This is a genomic window from Pseudomonas sp. P20 (assembly GCF_016463925.1).
GTDB classification, from domain to species: Bacteria; Pseudomonadota; Gammaproteobacteria; order Pseudomonadales; family Pseudomonadaceae; genus Pseudomonas; species Pseudomonas aeruginosa.
Genome location: NZ_JAEMVM010000010.1, coordinates 127,808 through 147,493, shown reverse-complemented (window position 1 = coordinate 147,493; position 19,686 = coordinate 127,808). Strand labels below are relative to the sequence as shown.

At 65.8% G+C, this 19,686-nt stretch carries 19 protein-coding genes; 7 read left to right on the top strand and 12 right to left on the bottom strand.

The features are described from left to right. The first annotated feature begins 262 nt into the window (after window positions 1-262). The gene (locus JHD77_RS15240) at window positions 263-2,326 is read left to right on the top strand and encodes a TonB-dependent receptor (protein ID WP_003101985.1); all 2,064 of its coding nucleotides are present in this window, start codon (window positions 263-265) and stop codon (window positions 2,324-2,326) included. A gap of 120 nt (window positions 2,327-2,446) precedes the next feature. Here the strand turns inward: JHD77_RS15240 and JHD77_RS15235 are convergent, their stop codons facing one another. After that, window positions 2,447-3,199 (bottom strand): AraC family transcriptional regulator, encoded by a 753-nt coding sequence (locus JHD77_RS15235; RefSeq protein ID WP_003085585.1) that lies wholly within the window; start codon window positions 3,197-3,199, stop codon window positions 2,447-2,449. Window positions 3,200-3,389: 190 nt separating this feature from the next. On the opposite strand from JHD77_RS15235, the gene lon reads away from it, so the two are divergent. From lon to cmoB, 6 genes are all read left to right on the top strand, one after another. Next, entirely contained in the window at window positions 3,390-5,789 is a 2,400-nt protein-coding gene (lon, locus tag JHD77_RS15230; protein ID WP_003101982.1) for an endopeptidase La, read from the top strand. A gap of 110 nt (window positions 5,790-5,899) precedes the next feature. Further along, complete coding sequence (locus tag JHD77_RS15225) at window positions 5,900-6,304, top strand: protease inhibitor I42 family protein (protein ID WP_003085581.1); 405 nt, start codon at window positions 5,900-5,902, stop codon at window positions 6,302-6,304. 98 nt (window positions 6,305-6,402) lie between these two features. Further along, complete coding sequence (locus JHD77_RS15220) at window positions 6,403-7,155, top strand: substrate-binding periplasmic protein (protein ID WP_003101979.1); 753 nt, start codon at window positions 6,403-6,405, stop codon at window positions 7,153-7,155. Window positions 7,156-7,286: 131 nt separating this feature from the next. After that, window positions 7,287-7,859 carry a hypothetical protein gene (locus tag JHD77_RS15215; RefSeq protein ID WP_003085577.1) on the top strand — a complete coding sequence of 191 codons (573 nt, stop codon included), beginning with the start codon at window positions 7,287-7,289 and terminating at the stop codon, window positions 7,857-7,859. A 104-nt stretch (window positions 7,860-7,963) separates the two neighbouring features. After that, complete coding sequence (cmoA, locus tag JHD77_RS15210) at window positions 7,964-8,704, top strand: carboxy-S-adenosyl-L-methionine synthase CmoA (protein ID WP_003123029.1); 741 nt, start codon at window positions 7,964-7,966, stop codon at window positions 8,702-8,704. Continuing rightward, window positions 8,701-9,669: a tRNA 5-methoxyuridine(34)/uridine 5-oxyacetic acid(34) synthase CmoB gene (gene cmoB / locus JHD77_RS15205; RefSeq protein ID WP_003085573.1), complete on the top strand. Its 969-nt coding sequence runs from the start codon at window positions 8,701-8,703 to the stop codon at window positions 9,667-9,669. Before cmoA ends, cmoB begins: the two co-directional genes overlap by 4 nt. A gap of 88 nt (window positions 9,670-9,757) precedes the next feature. Here the strand turns inward: cmoB and pdxJ are convergent, their stop codons facing one another. From pdxJ to mucA, 11 genes are all read right to left on the bottom strand, one after another. After that, entirely contained in the window at window positions 9,758-10,504 is a 747-nt protein-coding gene (gene pdxJ, locus JHD77_RS15200) for a pyridoxine 5'-phosphate synthase (protein ID WP_003101974.1), read from the bottom strand. After that, window positions 10,497-11,198, bottom strand: a complete 702-nt coding sequence (recO, locus tag JHD77_RS15195; protein ID WP_003101972.1) for a DNA repair protein RecO — start codon at window positions 11,196-11,198, stop codon at window positions 10,497-10,499. Before recO ends, pdxJ begins: the two co-directional genes overlap by 8 nt. Before the next feature lie 60 nt (window positions 11,199-11,258). Further along, the gene (gene era, locus JHD77_RS15190; protein ID WP_003085566.1) at window positions 11,259-12,176 is read right to left on the bottom strand and encodes a GTPase Era; all 918 of its coding nucleotides are present in this window, start codon (window positions 12,174-12,176) and stop codon (window positions 11,259-11,261) included. Beyond that, window positions 12,169-12,858: a ribonuclease III gene (gene rnc / locus JHD77_RS15185; protein ID WP_003085565.1), complete on the bottom strand. Its 690-nt coding sequence runs from the start codon at window positions 12,856-12,858 to the stop codon at window positions 12,169-12,171. The genes era and rnc overlap by 8 nt, the downstream gene beginning before the upstream one ends. After that, window positions 12,855-13,232 carry a DUF4845 domain-containing protein gene (locus JHD77_RS15180; protein ID WP_003085562.1) on the bottom strand — a complete coding sequence of 126 codons (378 nt, stop codon included), beginning with the start codon at window positions 13,230-13,232 and terminating at the stop codon, window positions 12,855-12,857. The genes rnc and JHD77_RS15180 overlap by 4 nt, the downstream gene beginning before the upstream one ends. Window positions 13,233-13,400: 168 nt before the next feature. Further along, window positions 13,401-14,255, bottom strand: coding sequence for a signal peptidase I (gene lepB, locus JHD77_RS15175; protein WP_003101969.1), 855 nt, complete (start codon window positions 14,253-14,255; stop codon window positions 13,401-13,403). Between the two features lie 5 nt (window positions 14,256-14,260). Continuing rightward, window positions 14,261-16,060, bottom strand: a complete 1,800-nt coding sequence (lepA, locus tag JHD77_RS15170; protein ID WP_003101967.1) for a translation elongation factor 4 — start codon at window positions 16,058-16,060, stop codon at window positions 14,261-14,263. Window positions 16,061-16,209: 149 nt separating this feature from the next. Continuing rightward, a complete protein-coding gene (mucD, locus tag JHD77_RS15165) occupies window positions 16,210-17,634 on the bottom strand; it encodes a serine protease MucD (protein WP_003101964.1) in 1,425 nt (474 codons plus the stop codon). A 39-nt stretch (window positions 17,635-17,673) separates the two neighbouring features. Beyond that, a complete protein-coding gene (gene mucC, locus JHD77_RS15160; protein ID WP_003101962.1) occupies window positions 17,674-18,129 on the bottom strand; it encodes an alginate biosynthesis regulator MucC in 456 nt (151 codons plus the stop codon). Further along, window positions 18,126-19,076 (bottom strand): sigma factor AlgU regulator MucB, encoded by a 951-nt coding sequence (mucB, locus tag JHD77_RS15155; RefSeq protein ID WP_003101960.1) that lies wholly within the window; start codon window positions 19,074-19,076, stop codon window positions 18,126-18,128. Before mucB ends, mucC begins: the two co-directional genes overlap by 4 nt. An 8-nt stretch (window positions 19,077-19,084) precedes the next feature. After that, a complete protein-coding gene (gene mucA / locus JHD77_RS15150) occupies window positions 19,085-19,669 on the bottom strand; it encodes an anti-sigma factor MucA (protein WP_003101958.1) in 585 nt (194 codons plus the stop codon). Window positions 19,670-19,686 lie beyond the last annotated feature (17 nt).

The window sequence follows — 19,686 nt, the reverse complement described above, 5'->3', positions numbered from 1 at the left end:
TCTTGCGAAAGGCTCTGGAGTTTTTGCGGAAAACTCCTGGCTGCGGAACTTTCCCGTTCCTCTTCGCCGGCAGGCATGCGGACATTGCCGCTGCACGTCGGCACGACGCCATGCAGAGTGGCTACGCGGGTCTACCGACACAAAAAGAAATAATATAACATCCCAATAAATACGCCGATCCGACCCCGTCGCCCTTCCTCCGGGAAGGGCCTGGGTTCGCTTTGGCCTGAAAAAAGTCCGACCCATGACCATGGAGCCCGCAATGTCCTCTTCCGGCCTTTTCCCTTCCCGTCCGCTCTGGCCTCTCACGCCACTGGCGCTGGCCTGCCTGATTGTTTCGGGGGAAACGCTCGGCGCCGACGGCCGCCCCAGCGAATTGCCCTCCCAGGTGATCACCGCCAACCCGCTGGGCAACGAATCTCCCGCCACGCCCAGCAGCGTGCTCGAAGGCGACGAGCTGACCCTGCGACAGAAAGGCAGCCTCGGCGAAACCCTCAACGGCCTGCCCGGGGTGTCCTCCACCTACTTCGGACCGGGCGCCAGCCGACCGGTGATCCGCGGCATGGACGGTGATCGCATCCGCCTGCTGCGCAACGGCGTCGGTGCGCTCGACGCCTCGTCGCTGTCCTACGACCACGCGGTGCCGGAAGACCCCAACAGCGTCGAGCGCCTGGAAGTGGTACGCGGCCCGGCCGCCCTGCTCTACGGCGGCAATGCCATCGGCGGGGTGGTGAACAGCTTCGACAACCGCATCCCCAGCGAACCCGTCGACGGCATCCACGGCAGCGGCGAACTGCGCTACGGCGGCGCCGACACCACCCGTAGCCGCTCCGGCGCACTGGAGGCCGGCGACGGCAACTTCGCCCTGCACGTGGACGCCGCCAGCCGCGAGTTCAACGACGTCAGGATTCCCGGCTACGCCCATTCCAGCCGCCAGCGGCAGATCGACGGCGACACCGGCAAGCATCGGGTGCAGAACAGCGACGGCCGCCAGGACGGCGGCGCCGTCGGTGGCTCCTATCACTGGGAGCACGGTTACGCCGGCCTCTCCTACAGCGGCTACGACAGCAACTATGGCTCGCCGGCCGAGGACGACGTGCGCCTGAAGATGCAGCAGGACCGCTACGCCTTCGCCTCCGAGATCCGCGACCTCGAAGGCCCGTTCACCTCGCTGAAGCTGGACGCCGCCTATACCAAGTACGAGCACAAGGAAATCGAGGACGGCGAGACCGGCACCACCTTCAAGAACGAAGGCTACGAAGGCCGCATCGAGGCCCGCCACCGCCCGCTCGGCCCGCTGAACGGGGTGGTCGGCGCGCAGTTCGCCAACAGCCGCTTCTCCGCCCTCGGCGAGGAAGCCTTCGTGCCGCACACGGAAACCGACAGCGCCGCGCTGTTCGCCCTGGAGGAATGGAAGCTCAGCGACCGCCTCGACCTCAGCTTCGGCGCCCGCCTGGAGCACACCCGCGTGGACCCCGACGCCAAGGGCAACGAGCGCTTCGCCGAGAACGACGGTTCACAGAGCTTCACCACCGGCAGCCTGTCCACCGGCGCGGTGTACAAGCTGACGCCGATCTGGTCGCTGGCCGCCACCCTCAGCTACACCGAGCGCGCCCCGACCTTCTACGAGCTGTACGCCAACGGTCCGCACGCCGCCACCGGCACCTACGAGGTAGGCGATGCCGACGCGGACAAGGAAAAGGCGGTCTCCACCGACCTCGCCCTGCGCTTCGACAACGGCGTGCACAAGGGCAGCGTCGGGGTGTTCTACAGCCGCTTCTCCAACTACATCGGCCTGCTCGCCAGCGGTCGCCATCGCAACGAGGAAGGCGAAGTGGTCGCCGCCGGCGATGACGAGGCGCTGCCGGAATACCTATACAGCGGCGTTCGCGCGGACTTCTACGGCGTCGAGGCGCAGGACCGCATCCACCTGCTGGAAAGCCCGTACGGCAACTTCGACCTGGAACTCTCCGGGGACTACACCCGCGCCAAGAACAAGGACACCGGCGAACCGCTGCCACGCATCGCCCCGCTGCGCCTGAACACCGCGCTGATCTGGGAGTTGCAGCAGTGGCAGGCGCGGGTCGACGTCGAACACGCCGCCTCGCAGCACCGCGTGCCGGAGGAAGAACTCTCCACCGACGGCTACACCACCCTCGGCGCCAGCCTCGGCTACAACTTCGACCTCGGCGAGAGCCGCTGGCTGGCCTTCGTCAAGGGCACCAACCTGACCAACCAGACCGTGCGCTACGCCAGTTCGATCCTGCGCGACCGGGTGCCGGCGGCGGGACGCGGCATCGAGGCGGGGGTGAAGGTGGCGTTCTGAGACAGGCCGTGCGGGACGAATTCGCTCGGCGGATGACGTCCGCGCCGTTATCCGTCCTACACCACTCCCGGTAGGGCGAATAACCGCCTGCGGTTATCCCCCGAAGGTGGCGGATGGCGCTCAGCCCTTGCGCAGCGACTTCGGCGTCAGCCCCAGGTAGCGGCGCATCGCCGTGGTCAGCGCGCTCTGGCTGGAGAAGCCGCATTCCTCGGCGATCCGCACCAGAGGCAGGCGGCTTTCCCGCAGCAACCGCGCGGCGCAGTCGAGGCGGACCTTGAGCAGGTACTGGTGCGGGGTCAGGCCGACGCTGTCCTTGAACTGCGCGTGGAAATGGCTCGGGCTGAGACAGGCGACCTGGGCCAGTTCGGCGACCGTGATGCGCCGCGCCAGGTTCCGCACGATATGCGCGTCCAGGCGCTCCAGGTCGAGCGGCCCGCTGGCCGCCAGGGGCTGCTGCTCGCCGAACAGGCGCAGGTGCAGGGCGCGGATCAGCACTCCGCCGAGGGCACGGGTCAGCAGCGGGTCGCTGCCGTAGCGGGCCAGTTCGGCGCCGGCGTAGCTGAGCAGGTTCTGGAAGTCGGCGTCCAGGGTCGGGTAGCGCGGCGCCTCGAACAGGCGCGCGAGCAGGTCGGGGTCTTCCGGGGTCGGGTTGTCCTCGCCCAGGTCGATGATCAGCATGCGGTTGTCGCCCACCCCGGCGAACACGTGGCCCGCCTCGCCCGGCACCAGGCAGGCGCGCATCCGGCAGACTTCCCCGCCACAGCCGTTGACCTCGAATTCGGCGCGCCCGGCCAGCGACATCACCAGTTGGTGATGCTCGTGGGCGTGGGTATGCGACTGGTCGGGCAGACGGATGAGGCGGGTGTCGAACATGAACGGCAACTGCTCAATTTTTGCGCACTCTACTCGACTTGCCCGACGCTGCCCAGCACCTTGCCGCAAGTGGTACCCGCGTACCGCGTGCTGCGTGGAAACCTTCGGCAACATCCTTGAACGGACAGGGATTGAAACCCGCCCCCGGGGCCCCATCTAGACTCTCATGTTTCAGTCAGTCAGGTGCCTCATGAGCGACCAGGACGTTAATCCCGAACACATCAGCGACGCGCAGCCCGCCGGCACCGGCCTGGTGCTGCCCGGCCAGACCCTGCCGACCACCCTCTACGTGATCCCGATCCACAACCGCCCGTTCTTCCCGGCGCAGGTGCTGCCGGTGATCGTCAACGAAGAACCCTGGGCGGAAACCCTCGAACTGGTTGCCAAGACCGACCACCATTCGCTGGCCCTGTTCTTCATGGACAATCCTCCGGAAGACCCGCGCCACTTCGACGTCAACAGCCTGCCCGAGCACGGCACGCTGGTCCGAGTGCACCATGCCTCGCGCGAGGGCGGCAAGCTGCAGTTCGTCGCCCAGGGCCTGTCGCGGGTGCGTATCCGGGGCTGGATCAAGCGCCATCGTCCGCCGTTCATGGTGGAGGTGGACTATCCGAAGACCCCGATCGATCCCAGTGACGAAGTGAAGGCCTACGGCATGGCCCTGATCAACGCGATCAAGGAGCTGCTGCCGCTCAATCCGCTGTACAGCGAGGAACTGAAGAACTACCTGAACCGCTTCAGTCCCAACGACCCGTCGCCACTCACCGACTTCGCCGCGGCCCTGACCACCGCGCCCGGCGGCGAACTGCAGGAAGTGCTGGACACCGTGCCGATCCTCAAGCGGATGGAGAAGGTCTTGCCGCTGCTGCGCAAGGAAGTGGAAGTCGCGCGCCTGCAGAAGGAACTGTCCGCCGAGGTCAACCGCAAGATCGGCGAACACCAGCGCGAATTCTTCCTCAAGGAACAGTTGAAGATCATCCAGCAGGAGCTGGGCATCACCAAGGACGACAAGAGCGCCGACGCCGACGAATTCCGCGCCCGCCTGGAAGGCAAGGTGCTGCCCGAGCAGGCGCGCAAGCGTATCGACGAAGAGCTGAACAAGCTGTCGATCCTCGAGAGCGGCTCGCCCGAGTACGCCGTCACCCGCAACTACCTGGACTGGGCCACAGCCCTGCCCTGGGGCGTGTACGGCAAGGACAAGCTCGACCTCAAGCATGCGCGCAAGGTCCTCGACAAGCATCACGCGGGCCTCGACGACATCAAGGATCGCATCCTCGAGTTCCTCGCCGTGGGTAGTTTCAAGGGCGAGATCGCCGGCTCCATCGTGCTCCTGGTCGGCCCGCCGGGAGTGGGCAAGACCAGCATCGGCAAATCCATCGCCGAGAGCCTCGGCCGGCCGTTCTACCGTTTCAGCGTCGGCGGCATGCGCGACGAGGCGGAGATCAAGGGCCACCGCCGCACCTACATCGGCGCCCTGCCCGGCAAGCTGGTGCAGGCATTGAAGGAAGTCGAGGTGATGAACCCGGTGATCATGCTCGACGAGATCGACAAGCTCGGCGCCAGCTACCAGGGCGACCCGGCCTCGGCGCTGCTGGAAACCCTCGACCCGGAGCAGAACGTCGAATTCCTCGACCACTACCTGGACCTGCGCCTGGACCTGTCCAAGGTGCTGTTCGTCTGCACCGCCAACACCCTCGACTCGATCCCCGGACCGCTCCTCGACCGGATGGAAGTGATCCGCCTGTCCGGCTACATCTCCGAGGAAAAACTGGCCATCGCCAAGCGCCACCTGTGGCCCAAGCAGTTGGAAAAGGCCGGCGTACCTAAGGGCCGCCTGAGCATCAGCGATGCCGCGCTGCGCGCGGTGATCGAGGGCTATGCGCGGGAAGCCGGGGTGCGCCAGTTGGAGAAACAGCTCGGCAAGCTGGTGCGCAAGTCGGTGGTCAAACTGCTGGAGGATCCCGAGTCGAAGGTGAAGATCGGTCCCAGGGACCTTGAGGACTACCTCGGCATGCCGGTGTTCCGCAGCGAGCAGGTGCTTTCCGGGATCGGCGTGATCACCGGGCTGGCCTGGACCAGCATGGGCGGCGCCACCCTGCCGATCGAGGCGACCCGCATCCACACGCTGAACCGTGGCTTCAAGCTCACCGGCCAGCTCGGCGACGTGATGAAGGAATCCGCCGAGATCGCCTATAGCTACATCGGCTCGCACCTGAAGAAGTATGGCGGCGACCCGACCTTCTTCGACCAGGCGTTCGTCCACCTGCACGTGCCGGAAGGTGCCACGCCCAAGGACGGTCCCAGCGCCGGCGTCACCATGGCCAGCGCCCTGCTCTCCCTGGCGCGCAACCAGGTGCCGAAGAAAGGCGTGGCGATGACCGGCGAACTGACCCTGACCGGCCAGGTCCTGCCCATCGGCGGGGTCCGCGAGAAGGTGATCGCCGCGCGCCGGCAGAAGATCTTCGAGCTGATCCTGCCGGAAGCCAACCGCGGCCACTTCGAAGAGTTGCCCGACTATCTCAGGGAAGGGCTGACCGTGCATTTCGCCAAGCGCTACGGCGACGTGGCCAAGGTGCTGTTCCCGGCCTGAGCCGGCGGCGGATGGCCGACCGGTTCGGCCGTCCGCCGCGCCAACCTTGGCACTCGGGCGCCAGCAAGGTTTATGCTGGCGCCCTTTCCATTCGAGCCGAGGAGCGCTGCATGTCCTTTTCCCCCTCCCGTCTGCTGCTGCCATTGTCCATCGTGGTCCTGGCCGGCTGCGCCGGGCAACAGAAGCCGGTGGTCACCCTGGACGACGCCGACGACTGTTCGCCGCTGAAGCTGACGCAAGGCCAGGAACTGGTGCTGACCCTGCCGAGCAATCCCACCACCGGCTTCCGCTGGGAACTGCGCAACCCTGCTGCCAGCGTGCTCAAGCGCCTTGGCCCGGAGGTCTACAGCAATTCCGAAGAAGACAGCGGCCTGGTTGGCAGCGGCGGCGAATCGACCTGGCGCTTCCGCGTCGCCGCCAGCGGCGACGACCGCCTGGAACTGGTCTACCGGCGGCCCTGGGAAAAGGACGCGGAACCGGCGGAAAGCTTTTCCTGCGCGATCCAGGTGCGCTGAAACCGCTGCCCGCGGCGGACACATTCTGTACGAAGAGCGACGTCCTGCGCCGTGGCGACCTGGCCTATCCTGACAGGCCCCGTCGCCCTGAGGACTCCATGCTCCGCGCCTCCTTCGTCCTGCTCGCCCTGTCCTGCGCCGCTCCTCTGCTCTCGCTGGCCGAACCGTTGCGCTTCGCAGGCGACGACGGCTGCCCCTACCTGTGCCCTGGCACGCCGCAGCGGCCCGGCTACCTGGTCGAGGCGCTCAGCCAGGTCCTTCGGGAGCCACCGCACTTCGACAGCCTGCCCTGGCCGCGCGCCGTGCAGATGGTCCGCGACGGCCATCGCGACGGCCTGGTCGGCGCCTATGGACTCGACGGCCTGCGGGTCGGCAGCGAGCCCATCGGCTGGGTCGGGCTGGCCTTCTATACCCGCCACGACAGCGACTGGCACTACTCCGGCGATGCATCCCTGCTCGGCCAGCGCCTGGGCCTCGCCCAGGGCTACGTGAACAATCCGCGCTTCGAAGCCTGGCGCAGCCAGGCCGGCGACGACGACCTGCACCTGCAGGTCCTCGGCGGCGAGCGCGTGCTGCCGCGCAACCTGCAGAAACTGCTGCTCGGCCGCATCGACGTGCTATTGGAAGACCGCGACATCATCGAGCACTACCTGGAGCATCATCCGCAGCTCGCCGGACAGATCCGCCGCGCCGGCGGACTACCCGGGCGGCAGCCGCTGCACGTCGGCCTCAGCCCGCACCTGCCGGAGGTCGACGCGCGTCTCGCGGAACTCGACGAAGGGCTACGCCAACTGCGTCGCGAAGGCACCCTGAAGGTCCTCGGCGAGCGCTATAGGCTTTCTTTCGAATGACTTTCCGGGCCGCCGGAAATCCGCCGCCAGACCAGCAACCACGCTGCTTTCAGCCGATTGAATAAATTCCGGCAGGCCTTTTTGGCGTCGTCTATTACTCAATCTACGACGGCACCGAAAGGAGGCGCGTCATGGGCACCGCTCTTCGTTACTCACTGCTCTGGGCATCCACTGTCTTCGTTTCCTCCTGCGGCAGCCTGCTGCCCAGCGAACGAGCGGAAGTCCAATCCCCCTTCGTCGACTACCTCGATGCCGAACTGCGCTATTCCCAGGCGCAACCCGGCAGCACGACCCGTTCGCAGCTGTTCGGGCTGGGTTTCGATCCATTGACCCAGGGCAACGGCCGCATGCTGTCGTTCATCGACGTGCGGCTCATGTTCATCCAGCCGAACATCCCCATCGATTACCTGCCGGGCGGCCTGGTGCAATGCCTGGAAGCGAAGGACCGTTGCATCGGCTACGCCTTCGATTTCAGCAAGACCGACACCCAGCGGGTCGGCAGCTTCTGGGCGGACGTGTTCAACTTCCGCAAGAAACGGGAGTTGCAGGGCTGGTCGTTCAAGGCGGTGTTCGTCTTCGTCAACGACGTGCTGGTGCACAAGGTCAGCAACGGCGAACCGAACATCCATCGCCTGGAAGACAAGAAGAACCCGCTGGGTCCGCTGCAGGGCGCGGGAGAGTACTTCTCCGACAAGCTCAGGTGATTCGCCTGCGCGCATGGGTGAATCGTCGCCGCGCAGTTGGGCGACGCTCGTCCCTCGGCTACAATTCGGCCCCCTGAAAAGCCGTGATGCCCGAGGTCACCCGCGTGAGCGAGTCCGATCGCCTGTTCGCCCAACCCCAGCAACGTGTCGCCGACTTCGTGTTCAACGAAGACGTGGTGCGCGTGTTCCCCGACATGATCAAGCGCTCCGTGCCGGGCTACCCCACCATCGTCGAGAACATCGGCGTACTCGGCGCGCAGTTCGCCCAGCCGAACAGCGTGCTCTACGACCTCGGCTGCTCGCTCGGCGCGGTCACCCAGTCGCTGCGCCGCCACGTCCGCAACGACGGCTGCCGGGTGATCGGGGTGGACAACTCGCACGCGATGATCGAGCGCTGCAGTGAATACCTGCATGCCCAGGACGCCATGTACCAGGAGCTGCTGCCGGTCGAGCTGATCGAGGCCGACATTCTCGCCCTGGACCTGCAACCCACCTCGCTGGTGGCAATGAACTTCACCCTACAGTTCGTCGCCCCCGACCAGCGCCTCGGCCTGCTGCGCAGGATCCGCCAGGCACTGCTGCCCGGCGGCGCGCTGATCCTCTCGGAGAAACTGCGCTTCGCCGATGCGCAGGAGCACGCGCTGCTCACCGACCTGCACATCGCCTTCAAGCGTGCCAACGGCTACAGCGAGCTGGAGATCGCGCAGAAGCGCAGCGCGCTGGAAAACGTCATGCTCCCCGACACCTTCGAGGAACACCGTGAACGGCTGCTGGCCGCCGGCTTCAGCCGGGTCAGCCAATGGTTCCAGTGTCTCAACTTCGCCTCGATGATCGCCCTGCCATGATCCAGCACCTCGCCCTCGACGCCCTCCAGCGACACCTCGCCGGCTCTCCGCTGTACGGCTGGGCGACCAGCCTGCCCGCGCAGATCGCCGCGCGCATCGAGGAAGGCCACGGCGACCTGGCCCGTTGGTGGAGCGCGGTCCAGCGCCTGCCCCAGGTGCCCGCGCCGAAGGTCGAACTGGCCCAGCGCTTCGCCCTGCACAGCGACCACGATGCGGCGCTGCAAGCGCAGGTGAAGGAAGCGCTGCAAGGGCTGATTCCCTGGCGCAAGGGGCCGTTCGACTTCTTCGGCGTACAGGTCGATACCGAATGGCGTTCCGACTGGAAATGGGAGCGTGTCTCGCCACATGTCGAACTGCGTGGCAAACGCGTCCTCGACGTCGGCTGCGGCAACGGCTACTACCAGTGGCGCATGCTCGGCGCCGGCGCGGAAAGCGTGGTCGGGGTCGATCCGAACTGGCTGTTCCTCTGCCAGTTCCTCGCCGCCAAGCGCTACCTGCCGGAGCTGCCGGCCTGGCACCTGCCGCTGGCCCTGGAAGACCTGCCGGAGAAGCTCGAAGGCTTCGACACGGTATTCTCCATGGGCGTGCTCTATCACCGTCGCTCGCCCATCGACCACCTGCTGGCGCTCAAGGACTGCCTGAAGCGCGGCGGCGAACTGGTCCTGGAGACCCTGGTGGTGGAAGGCGACGCCAGCACCGTGCTGGTGCCCGAGGACCGCTACGCGCAGATGCGCAACGTCTGGTTCCTGCCCTCGGTGGCGGCCCTGGAGCTCTGGCTGCGCCGCGCCGGGTTCGCCGACGCGCGCTGCGTCGACGTCAGCCTGACCAGCGTCGAGGAACAACGCTCCACCGAATGGATGCGTTTCCAGTCGCTGCCGGAATTCCTCGATCCGCAGGACCGTTCGCGAACCGTCGAAGGCCTGCCGGCACCGATGCGCGCCACGCTGGTGGCGCGCAAGCCCTGACAGCGAATAGGGAAAAGCCCATCCTCGGATGGGCTTTTTTTTGCTTTCATCCGCCCCGCAGGTCGACGGCAAGCGGGGCGCGATTGCCTCAGCGCTTGGTCGCCGCGGCCAGCATCAGCGCTTTCATCTCGGCCACCGCCTGCCTGAAGCCGACGAACAGGGCGTGGGCGACGATGGCGTGGCCGATGTTCAGCTCGTTGATGCCGTCGATGGCCGCGACCGGCTCGACATTGTGGTAGTGCAGGCCATGCCCGGCGTTGACGATCAGGCCGAGGGAACGCCCGAGGGCCACGCCCTCGCGTACCCGCTGCAGTTCACGGGCCTGCTCCTCGGGGTCTTCGGCGTCGGCGTAGCGACCGGTATGCAGTTCGATAGCCGGCGCGCCGACCCGGGCGGAGGCCTCGATCTGCCGCGGATCGGGATCGATGAACAGCGACACTTCGCTGCCCACCGCAGCCAGGCGTCGCACCGCGTCGCGGATGCGCTGTTCCTGGCCGGCGACGTCGAGGCCGCCCTCGGTGGTCAGTTCCTCGCGGCGCTCGGGGACCAGGCAGCTATGCGCCGGCCGGATCTCCTCGGCGAAGGCGAGCATTTCCTCGGTGACCCCCATCTCGAAGTTCATCCGCGTCTGCAGCACTTCCTTGAGCACCCGCACGTCGCGTTCCTGGATATGCCGGCGGTCCTCGCGCAGGTGCACGGTGATACCGTCGGCGCCGGCTTCCTCGGCGTCCAGGGCGGCCTTCACCGGGTCCGGATAGCGGGTGCCCCGGGCCTGGCGCAGGGTGGCGACGTGATCGATGTTCACGCCGAGCAGAATTCGAGTGGCTTCAGTCACGGGGTGACTCCTTACGGTTCATGAACAGCTCGCGGCTGACCAGCGGCCGGCCGCCCAGATGGGGAGCGAGCGCCTGGCGCATCAGGCGCTTGGCCGCCGCCAGGGCGCCGGGGGCGCTCCAGTCGGCGTCGGCCATGGATAACAGTTCGGAGCCCTGGAACAGCCCGGGTTGCAGTTGCGCCACCGGCTCCAGGCCGGCCTCTGGCAAAAGCTGGTACAACGCCTGCGGCTCGATCGGGCGCCCATCGATGTCGACATCGAGAGCGAAACCATAGCCCAGTTGCTCCAGCAGGCGCCATTCGAACGCGCGCAGCAGCGGTTCGATGGGGCGCCCCGCCGCCAGCAGCGGCAGGGTCGCGGCGTAGTGGGCGAAGATTTCCGGCTGCGGGTCTTCCGCCGGCAACAGGCGGATCAACAGCTCGTTGAGGTAGAGACCGCTGAACAGCGCCTGGCCATTGAGCAGGTTGGGAACACCGGCGCTTTCCAGGCGGGCCACGGTCTTCAGTTCGCCGCGCCCGCGCCACTCCGCTTCCAGCGGCACGAATGGCCGCGCCAGGGCGCCAGCCTTGCCGCGGGCGCCGCGCAGGACCGCGCGCAGGCGACCCAACGGGGTGAAGAAGTCCACCAGGGCGCTGGTTTCCTTGTACGGCCGGCTATGCAGCACGTAGGTGGCTTGGGCGGCGGCGAAGGACATGGCGGGTCGACCGGGCGCGAGAGGAATGGCGCCCGGCTGGCGCCGGGCTGCCGGGAACGGTCAGAGGTCGCCGTAGCCCAGCGAGCGCAGGGCGCGCTCGTCGTCGGACCAGCCGCCCTTGACCTTGACCCAGAGGTTGAGCATGACCTTGGAGTCGAACAGCACTTCCATGTCTTTGCGCGCGTTCTGGCCGATGCTTTTGATCCGCTCGCCCTTGTCGCCGATGATGATCTTCTTCTGCCCCTCGCGCTCCACCAGGATCAGCGCATGGATATGCAGGATGCGACCTTCCTGCTTGAACTCCTCGATCTCCACGGTGATCTGGTAGGGCAGCTCGGCGCCGAGCTGGCGCATGATCTTCTCGCGGACCAGCTCGGCGGCCAGGAAGCGGCTGCTGCGGTCGGTGATCTGGTCTTCGGGGAAGAAGTGCTCGCTTTCCGGCAGACGCTCGGCGACCAGCTTCTCCAGCACGTCCAGGTTGGTCCCGTGCTGCGCCGAGATCGGTACTACCTCGGCCTTCGGCAACTGCTGGGTGAGCCATTCGAGGTGCGGCAGCAGGTCGGCCTTTTCCTCGATGCGGTCGGTCTTGTTCACCGCGATCAGCACCGGGCAACTGACGTACTGCACGCGCTCCAGGACCATCTGGTCCTCTTCGGTCCAGCGGGTGCGGTCGACCACGAAGATCACCACGTCGACATCCTTCAATGCCGCGCTGGCGGTACGGTTCATGTAGCGGTTGAGGGCCTTCTCGCCGCTCTTGTGCAGGCCGGGCGTATCGACGTAGACGGCCTGCACCTCGCCCTCGGTCTTGATCCCGAGCATGTTGTGACGGGTGGTCTGCGGCTTGCGCGAGGTGATCGCCAGCTTCTGCCCGAGGATGTGGTTGAGCAGGGTGGACTTGCCCACATTGGGGCGCCCCACGATCGCCACGTAGCCGCAACGGCTGCCGGCGGGGATGTCGTCGTGCATGTCAGTCATGGCCATTCTCCACGCCCAGGGCCACCAGCGCGGCGGCCGCGGCCACCTGCTCGGCGATGCGGCGGCTGCCGCCGTGCCCGTGGGTCTTGTCGCTCAGCAGGGCCACTTCGCAATCGACGAAGAAGGTCCGGCAATGGGGTTCGCCCTGGATATCCACCACCTCGTAGCGCGGCAGGTCGCAGCCACGCGACTGCAGGAACTCCTGCAGGCGGGTCTTGGGGTCCTTGTTGGTGTCCACCGGGGTCAGCTCGCGCAGTTGCGGTCCGAGCCAGGCGATGATCCGCTCGCGCGCGGAGTCCATGCCAGTATCCAGGTAGATGGCGCCGATCAGGGCTTCCATCGCATCGGCGAGGATCGACTCGCGGCGGAACCCGCCGCTCTTCAGCTCGCCCGAGCCCAGCCGCAGGTAGTCGCCCACCTCGAAGCCGCGCGCCAGCAGGGCCAGGGTCTCGCCCTTGACCAGTCGCGCGCGCAGGCGCGAAAGCTGGCCTTCGCGAGCCTGCGGGAAGTGGTGGAACAGCGCCTCGCCGATGACGAAGTTGAGAATGGCGTCACCGAGGAACTCCAGGCGCTCGTTGTTGCGCCCGGCGTAGCTGCGATGGGTCAGGGCCAGGACCATCAGGTCCCGGTCTTTGAAGGTATAGCCGAGCTTGCGCTCGAGTCGGTCCAGCGAATTACTCACGGCATGCGTACACGGAATTCTTTGTCGAAGTGGACCACCAGGTCGATGTTGCTGATCAGTGGCTCGCGTTTTTCATATTTCAGGTGCGCCCGGAATTGGTTGTCTTCCAGTTGCACCTCCAGGGCCTTCTCCAGGTCCAGGTTGCGGATGCCGTTGATCTGCATCCCCTTGCCGACGTAGCTGTAGAACTCCGGCACGGAACGCACCTCGGCCGCCTTGTCGGTCTCCACGGAAGTGATCACCTTCTCCAGCGAGTAGTAATCCATGTAGTGCGGGATGATCTTGAACGCGGCGCTGGCGAAGAACGCCACCACGCCCAGCACCACCAGCCACCCCAGCAGGGACATCCCCTTCTGCGAACGCGCGAACCTCATGTCGGACCTCATGTCAGTGTAGTTATTCCGTCCAGCGAGCGGTAACGCCATCGGGCAGGGCCCTGCGGCGGCGTTCGCGGAAGTGAAAGCGGGGCTGCCCTCGGGAGCAGCCCCGCTTCGCGATTATTCAGCAGGAGCGCCCTTCCGCGTGGCGAACCTGCGCACAGGTCAGTGAATCACGCCGACCCGGGAGAAGTTCGGCAGGTTGCTCATCTTCGGATCGGGCCAGCTCATCCACACGGCGAAGGCCTTGCCGACGATATTGCGGTCCGGAACCATGCCCAGCAGATCCTTGGGGATCTTCGGATCGTTCCAGTAGCGGCTGTCGTTGGAGTTGTCGCGGTTGTCGCCCATCATGAAGTAGTGGCCGGCGGGAATGGTCCACTGGCGGTCGGGCTCGATACGATAGCGGCTCATTTCCTTGCGGATCAGGTGCTCGGCCTGGCCCAGCTTCTCCTGGTACAGGGTCACGCTGCCCAGGGTGCCCGGTTCCTCGCCGACCAGTTTCTCCGCCACCAGCTCGCCGTTGACGTACAGGCGCTTTTCCTTGGTGTAGCGCACGGTGTCGCCGGGCAGGCCGACCACGCGCTTGATGTAGTTGATGTTCGGTTCGCTGGGATAGCGGAACACCATGACATCGCCGCGCTGCGGATCACCGATCGGGATCACCTTGGTGTCCAGCACCGGCAGGCGGATACCGTAGGCGAACTTGTTGACCAGGATGAAATCGCCGACCTCGAGGGTAGGTTTCATCGACCCCGAGGGAATCTGGAACGGCTCGACCAGGAAGGAACGCAGCACCAGCACGATGAACAGCACCGGGAAGAACGACTTGCCGTACTCCACCAGCAGCGGTTCCTTGTTGAGCTTCTCCAGCACCGCCGGATCGGGCTCGTTCACCTGCCCTTCGTAGGAAGAGATCGCGGCCCGCCGACGCGGCGCGAACAGCACCAGGTCGACCAAGGCCAGGGCGCCGCATACAGCCACGGCGATGACCAGCAACAACGGGAAATTGAGTGTCATGGGTTCTAGCTATCCACTTTGAGCACGGCGAGGAAGGCTTCCTGGGGAATTTCCACGCTACCGACCTGCTTCATCCTTTTCTTACCAGCCTTCTGCTTCTCCAGCAGCTTGCGTTTACGGCTCACGTCGCCACCGTAACACTTGGCCAGCACGTTCTTCCTGAGCGCCTTGACCGTCGAGCGGGCGATGATCTGCCCACCGATGGCTGCCTGGATCGCCACGTCGAACATCTGCCGCGGGATCAGTTCCTTCATTTTCTCCACCAGCTGGCGGCCCTTGTAGGGGGCGTTGTCGCGGTGGACGATCAGGGCGAGGGCGTCGACCTTCTCGCCATTGATCAGCACGTCGAGACGAACCAGGTTGGACGGCTCGAAACGATCGAAGCTGTAGTCCAGGGAAGCATAGCCGCGGCTGGTGGACTTGAGGCGATCGAAGAAGTCGAGCACCACCTCGTTCATCGGCAGGTCGTAGACCACCTGCACCTGGCCGCTGAGGAAGTGCATGTCGCGCTGCACGCCGCGCTTCTCGATGCACAGGGTGATCACGTTGCCCAGGTGGTCCTTGGGCACCAGGATGGTGGCGCGGCAGATCGGTTCGCGCATTTCCTGGATCGACGCCAGGTCCGGGAGCTTGGACGGGTTGTCGACGTAGATGATCTCGCCATTCTTCTGCACGATCTCGAAGACCACCGTGGGCGCGGTGGTGATCAGGTCCAGGTCGTATTCGCGCTCCAGGCGCTCCTGGATGATCTCCATGTGCAGCATGCCGAGGAAGCCGCAACGGAAGCCGAAGCCCAGGGCTTCGGAGCTTTCCGGCTCGTATTGCAGCGACGAGTCGTTGAGGGTCAGTTTCTGCAGGGCGTCGCGGAAGTCCTCGAAATCGTCCGAGCTGACCGGGAACAGGCCCGCGTAGACCTGCGGCTTGACCCGCTTGAAGCCCGGCAGGACCTCGACGTCCGGCGTGTTGTTCAGGGTCAGCGTATCGCCCACCGGCGCGCCGTGGATATCCTTGATACCGGCGATGATGAAGCCCACCTCGCCCGCCTTCAGGTCGACGGTCTCGGTGTGCTTCGGAGTGAATACCCCGACGCTGTCCACCTGGTGGACCTTGCCGGTGGACTTCACCAGGATCTTGTCGCCCTTCTTCACCCGGCCGTTCTTCACCCGTACCAGCGAGACCACGCCGAGGTAGTTGTCGAACCAGGAGTCGATGATCAGCGCCTGCAGCGGCGCCTCGATCTCGCCTTCCGGGGCGGGGATGGCGGTCACCAGGCGTTCCAGCACCTCCAGCACGCCCATCCCGCTCTTGGCGCTGCAGGCCACGGCGTCGGTGGCGTCGATGCCGATGATGCTCTCGATTTCCTCTTTCACCCGCTCCGGCTCGGCCTGGGGCAGGTCCATCTTGTTCAGCACGGGCATCACTTCCAGCCCCTGCTCGATGGCGGTGTAGCAGTTGGCGACGGACTGCGCCTCGACGCCCTGGCCGGCGTCCACTACCAGCAGCGCGCCCTCGCAGGCGGCCAGCGAGCGGCTGACTTCGTAGGTGAAGTCGACGTGGCCGGGGGTATCGATGAAGTTGAGCTGGTAGGTCTTACCGTCCTGCGCCTTGTAGTGCAGGGTCACGCTGTGGGCCTTGATGGTGATCCCGCGCTCGCGCTCCAGGTCCATGGAGTCCAGGACCTGGGCCTCCATTTCGCGATCGGAGAGGCCGCCGCACGTCTGGATGAAGCGATCGGCCAGCGTCGACTTGCCATGGTCGATATGGGCAATGATGGAGAAATTGCGGATATGGCTCAGGTCGCTCACGGCTCAACACACTCGAAAAGGGCAAGGGCGGCAATCCGCCGAAAAATAGCCGGGGAGTTTACCTGATGCTCGGGCAAGGCGTCACGCAGGTAACGGATTGACGGGCATGAAAAAGGGCGGTGGAAACCGCCCTTTTTTCGCCAGCCGGCTTATTCGGCCAGCTTGAAGGTAATGAAGCTGGCGCGTCCCTGGCGCAGCACCCGCATCGAAACCGAACGGTTCTTCGGCAGGGCCTTGGCCACGTCGGCGAAGACCTTGGTCGAGGTCACCGCCTTGTTGTCCAGGTGGGTGATGACATCGCCCGGACGCAGGCCGATGACCGCGGCCGGACCGTCCTGGACTTCCTTGATCACCACGCCGCCCTGGATATCCAGGCTCTTGCGCTGCTCGGCGGTCAGGTCGGCGACGGTCACGCCCAGGCGGTTGCTGCTGCGCTCGGCGCCCGGAGCGCCCATCGAGGCGATTTCCTCGTCGTCGTCCGGAAGGCTGCCTACCGCCATGCTCAGGGACTTGCGCTGGCCGTTGCGAATCACGTCCAGGTTGATCTTGTCGCCCGGCTTCATGTTGCCCACCAGGTGCGGCAGGTCGGCGGACTCGTTGATCGACTGGCCGTTCAGGCTGAGGATCACATCGCCCACCTGCAGGCCACCCTTGGCCGCCGGGCCGTCTTCCACCAGTTGCGCCACCAGCGCGCCGGACGGCTTGTCGAGGCCGAAGGACTCGGCGAGATCCTTGTTCACTTCCTGGATCACCACGCCCAGCCAGCCGCGACTGACCTTGCCGGCTTTCTTCAACTGGTCGGCGACGTTCAGCGCGACATCGATCGGAATGGCGAAGGACAGGCCCATGAAGCCGCCGGAACGGGTGAAGATCTGCGAGTTGATGCCGACCACTTCGCCCTGCAGGTTCAGCAGCGGACCGCCGGAGTTACCCGGGTTGATCGCCACGTCGGTCTGGATGAAGGGTACGTAGCTCTCGTTCGGCAGGCTACGACCCTTGGCACTGACGATACCGGCGGTGACCGAGTGATCGAAGCCGAACGGCGAACCGATGGCCAGGACCCATTCGCCCACTTTCAGCTTGTTCGAATCGCCCAGTTTCAGGGTCGGCAGGTTCTTCGCCTCGATCTTCAGCACCGCCACGTCGCTGCGCGGGTCCGCGCCGACCAGCTTGGCCTTGTGCTCGCTACGGTCGGACAGGCGCACCAGGATCTCGTCGGCATCGGCCACGACGTGATTGTTGGTGAGGATGTAGCCGTCGTTGGAGATGATGAAGCCGGAACCCAGCGATTGCGCCTCGCGCTGCTGGCCGCGCGGATTGCGCGGAACCTGCGGGATGCTGCGTTCGAGGAAGTCGCGGAACATCGGCGGCAGCCCTTCGAGGTCGGGGATAGACAGCTGCCCGCGCGCCATGGCGCGATCCGGCAGCTTCTGCCGCGTACTGATATTCACCACCGCCGGCGACGCCTGTTCGACCAAAGGCGTGAAGTCCGGCAGTTCTGCCCGGGCCGTCATCGCCAGGCTCAAGGCCAGCAAGGCCACCATCGCAGCCATACAGCGTTTTAGGGTATGCATCGACTACAGCTCCCGTGATGTTCGAGGGAAGAGAAAGACTCAGGCCGAATCGGACGGCCCGGAAATCAGCGCTCGCAGAACCACCGGCTGCGAGGCTGGATCATCGGCATGACGACGAGCATGCCGACGCACCAATAGCCAGGCCGCCAGCAAACCCGCCAGCCCGGACACGATGATCAGAGGTTCGACAAAGCCCGCCCGGGTCGCCAGCAATGCTGCCACGAAAAACCCGAGCAGAGGGAAAAGATAGAAGAGGACGGAGGCGCGCAACAACAGGTCTTCATGAATTCCTAGGACGACCGCATCGCCGACCCGCAGGCTCAGGTCGCTCAACGCGCGCACCCGGGCACGCCCCGCGCCGACGCCCAGGCGCTGCATCAGCCCCTGGCCGCAACCGGCATTGGCCGAGCAGGACGAGCAGGTACTGCGGCGCACGGTCTCGACCCATACCGCTCCCGGCTCGGTCGCCACCACTCGCCCCTGCTCCTCGATCATTTCTGGGCGGCGGCCTCGGGCCGGATGGACAGCGCCACCCGCTCGGCGGTGCCCAGCGGCACTTCGCCGACGACGGTCACCATCTGGCCGCCGTCATCGGTCTGCAGGCGCTTGGAAACCACCACGGTCGGGCCGAGCTGGCTGCGCGCGTCGCCAACCATGGCACCGTGCAGCGGCTCGATGAACACCGAGAATCGTGCCAGGCCATCGCCATAGGTCAGGCAGGCGACCGGATCGGGGGTGACCGGACTGCGACGCATGAAACTGCGGGTCAGGGTGAAACCTGGCGGCAGCCATTCCGAGCGCCAGGCCACGGTCTTCTCGCCGTCGGCCTTGGCCGGGCCGACGACCTGGCATTCGGCGCCCGCCTGCAACTGGTCTTCGGCAGGTGCCGCGCCGGTATTCAACTGGGTGAACTGGAAGCGCTCGAGCAACTGCCCCTTCTCGTTCAGCAGCAGCGACTTCAACGGCAGGCCGGTGTCGCGGTCCAGGTGCAGCTCGAAGCCGTAGCGATGCTGGTCGCGCGGAGTCACCGCAAGGACCACTGCCGGGCGGCCGGCGACACGGGATTCGCCGACCAGGCGCAGGTCGTACCAGGAAGCCAGCTGGGAGGGATCGAACTTGCGCACCGGCCACAGCTGGGCATCGGCCAGTTGGTCGGCAAGGCCGCCGCTGATGCACTGGGTGCGCCCGTCGACCCGGACCACTTCCTGGCGCGCGCCGTCGAGCTGGAGCAGGCGCTCGCGAACCGCACCATCGCTCTCCACGCGATGCCAGATCTCATGGGTGGAGAAGCTGCCATTGCGCTCGTAGACGAAGGTGCCTTGGAAACTGTTCTGGCGATCGGCCTCGGCGAGACGATTCAGCCAGTCGGAAGCGTCGGCAGCCTGAGTAGCGGGAACCGCCATCAGGCTGCCAAGCAAAAGCAACAGGGAGGTGGTGCGCATGTCTCTCCTCAGCGGTTTTCCAGGCTGGCTGCCCGAGCGTAGGGCAGCGCGCTCTCTGTACCACTGACGGCGGATTGTTGCACGTGCTGACGCAGGTAGATCGGCAGACGCTGCTCATGCCAGCGGGTATCGCTGGACGAGGAGTTGGTGATCACCTGCGGCGCCCCCTGCTCTTCGCTGTAGCCGGCCAGCACGGCCGGGCCTTTCACCTGAGGCAGGGCGATCTGCGGGGTGGTCCCCTGTTGCGCCATCTGCGGCAGGGCGTCGTTCTGGTTGTACAGACGCACGCCGGCCAGCACCGCCAGGGTCACCGAGGCAGCGACCGCCAGGCGACCGACCATCCGCCACGGTCCCTTCTCCGCTTTCGGCGGAGCGGCCTCGTCGGCCAGGGCAGCAGAGACCGCCGCAGCGATATCCAGCTTCGGCAGGGTAGGCTCGCGGTGCATGACGGACCGCGCCAGCTGGTAACGCGACCAGGTGGAACGCAGCTCGGCATCCTCGCCGCAAGCTGCGAGCACCCGCCGCAACTCGAGTTCATCCGCTTCGTTATCCATCACAGCGGACAGAGTTTCCTGCAGGGCTTCACGACTCATAGCGATACCTCTCTTGG

What these genes read in the sequence shown, in the direction of transcription:
- JHD77_RS15240 (WP_003101985.1), top strand. Translation starts at nt 263, where the DNA reads ATGTCCTCTTCCGGCCTTTTCCCTTCCCGTCCGCTCTGGCCTCTCACG.
- JHD77_RS15235 (WP_003085585.1), bottom strand. Translation starts at nt 3,199, where the DNA reads ATGTTCGACACCCGCCTCATCCGTCTGCCCGACCAGTCGCATACCCAC.
- lon (WP_003101982.1), top strand. Translation starts at nt 3,390, where the DNA reads ATGAGCGACCAGGACGTTAATCCCGAACACATCAGCGACGCGCAGCCC.
- JHD77_RS15225 (WP_003085581.1), top strand. Translation starts at nt 5,900, where the DNA reads ATGTCCTTTTCCCCCTCCCGTCTGCTGCTGCCATTGTCCATCGTGGTC.
- JHD77_RS15220 (WP_003101979.1), top strand. Translation starts at nt 6,403, where the DNA reads ATGCTCCGCGCCTCCTTCGTCCTGCTCGCCCTGTCCTGCGCCGCTCCT.
- JHD77_RS15215 (WP_003085577.1), top strand. Translation starts at nt 7,287, where the DNA reads ATGGGCACCGCTCTTCGTTACTCACTGCTCTGGGCATCCACTGTCTTC.
- cmoB (WP_003085573.1), top strand. Translation starts at nt 8,701, where the DNA reads ATGATCCAGCACCTCGCCCTCGACGCCCTCCAGCGACACCTCGCCGGC.
- recO (WP_003101972.1), bottom strand. Translation starts at nt 11,198, where the DNA reads ATGTCCTTCGCCGCCGCCCAAGCCACCTACGTGCTGCATAGCCGGCCG.
- era (WP_003085566.1), bottom strand. Translation starts at nt 12,176, where the DNA reads ATGACTGACATGCACGACGACATCCCCGCCGGCAGCCGTTGCGGCTAC.
- JHD77_RS15180 (WP_003085562.1), bottom strand. Translation starts at nt 13,232, where the DNA reads ATGAGGTTCGCGCGTTCGCAGAAGGGGATGTCCCTGCTGGGGTGGCTG.
- lepB (WP_003101969.1), bottom strand. Translation starts at nt 14,255, where the DNA reads ATGACACTCAATTTCCCGTTGTTGCTGGTCATCGCCGTGGCTGTATGC.
- mucD (WP_003101964.1), bottom strand. Translation starts at nt 17,634, where the DNA reads ATGCATACCCTAAAACGCTGTATGGCTGCGATGGTGGCCTTGCTGGCC.
- mucC (WP_003101962.1), bottom strand. Translation starts at nt 18,129, where the DNA reads ATGATCGAGGAGCAGGGGCGAGTGGTGGCGACCGAGCCGGGAGCGGTA.
- mucB (WP_003101960.1), bottom strand. Translation starts at nt 19,076, where the DNA reads ATGCGCACCACCTCCCTGTTGCTTTTGCTTGGCAGCCTGATGGCGGTT.
- mucA (WP_003101958.1), bottom strand. Translation starts at nt 19,669, where the DNA reads ATGAGTCGTGAAGCCCTGCAGGAAACTCTGTCCGCTGTGATGGATAAC.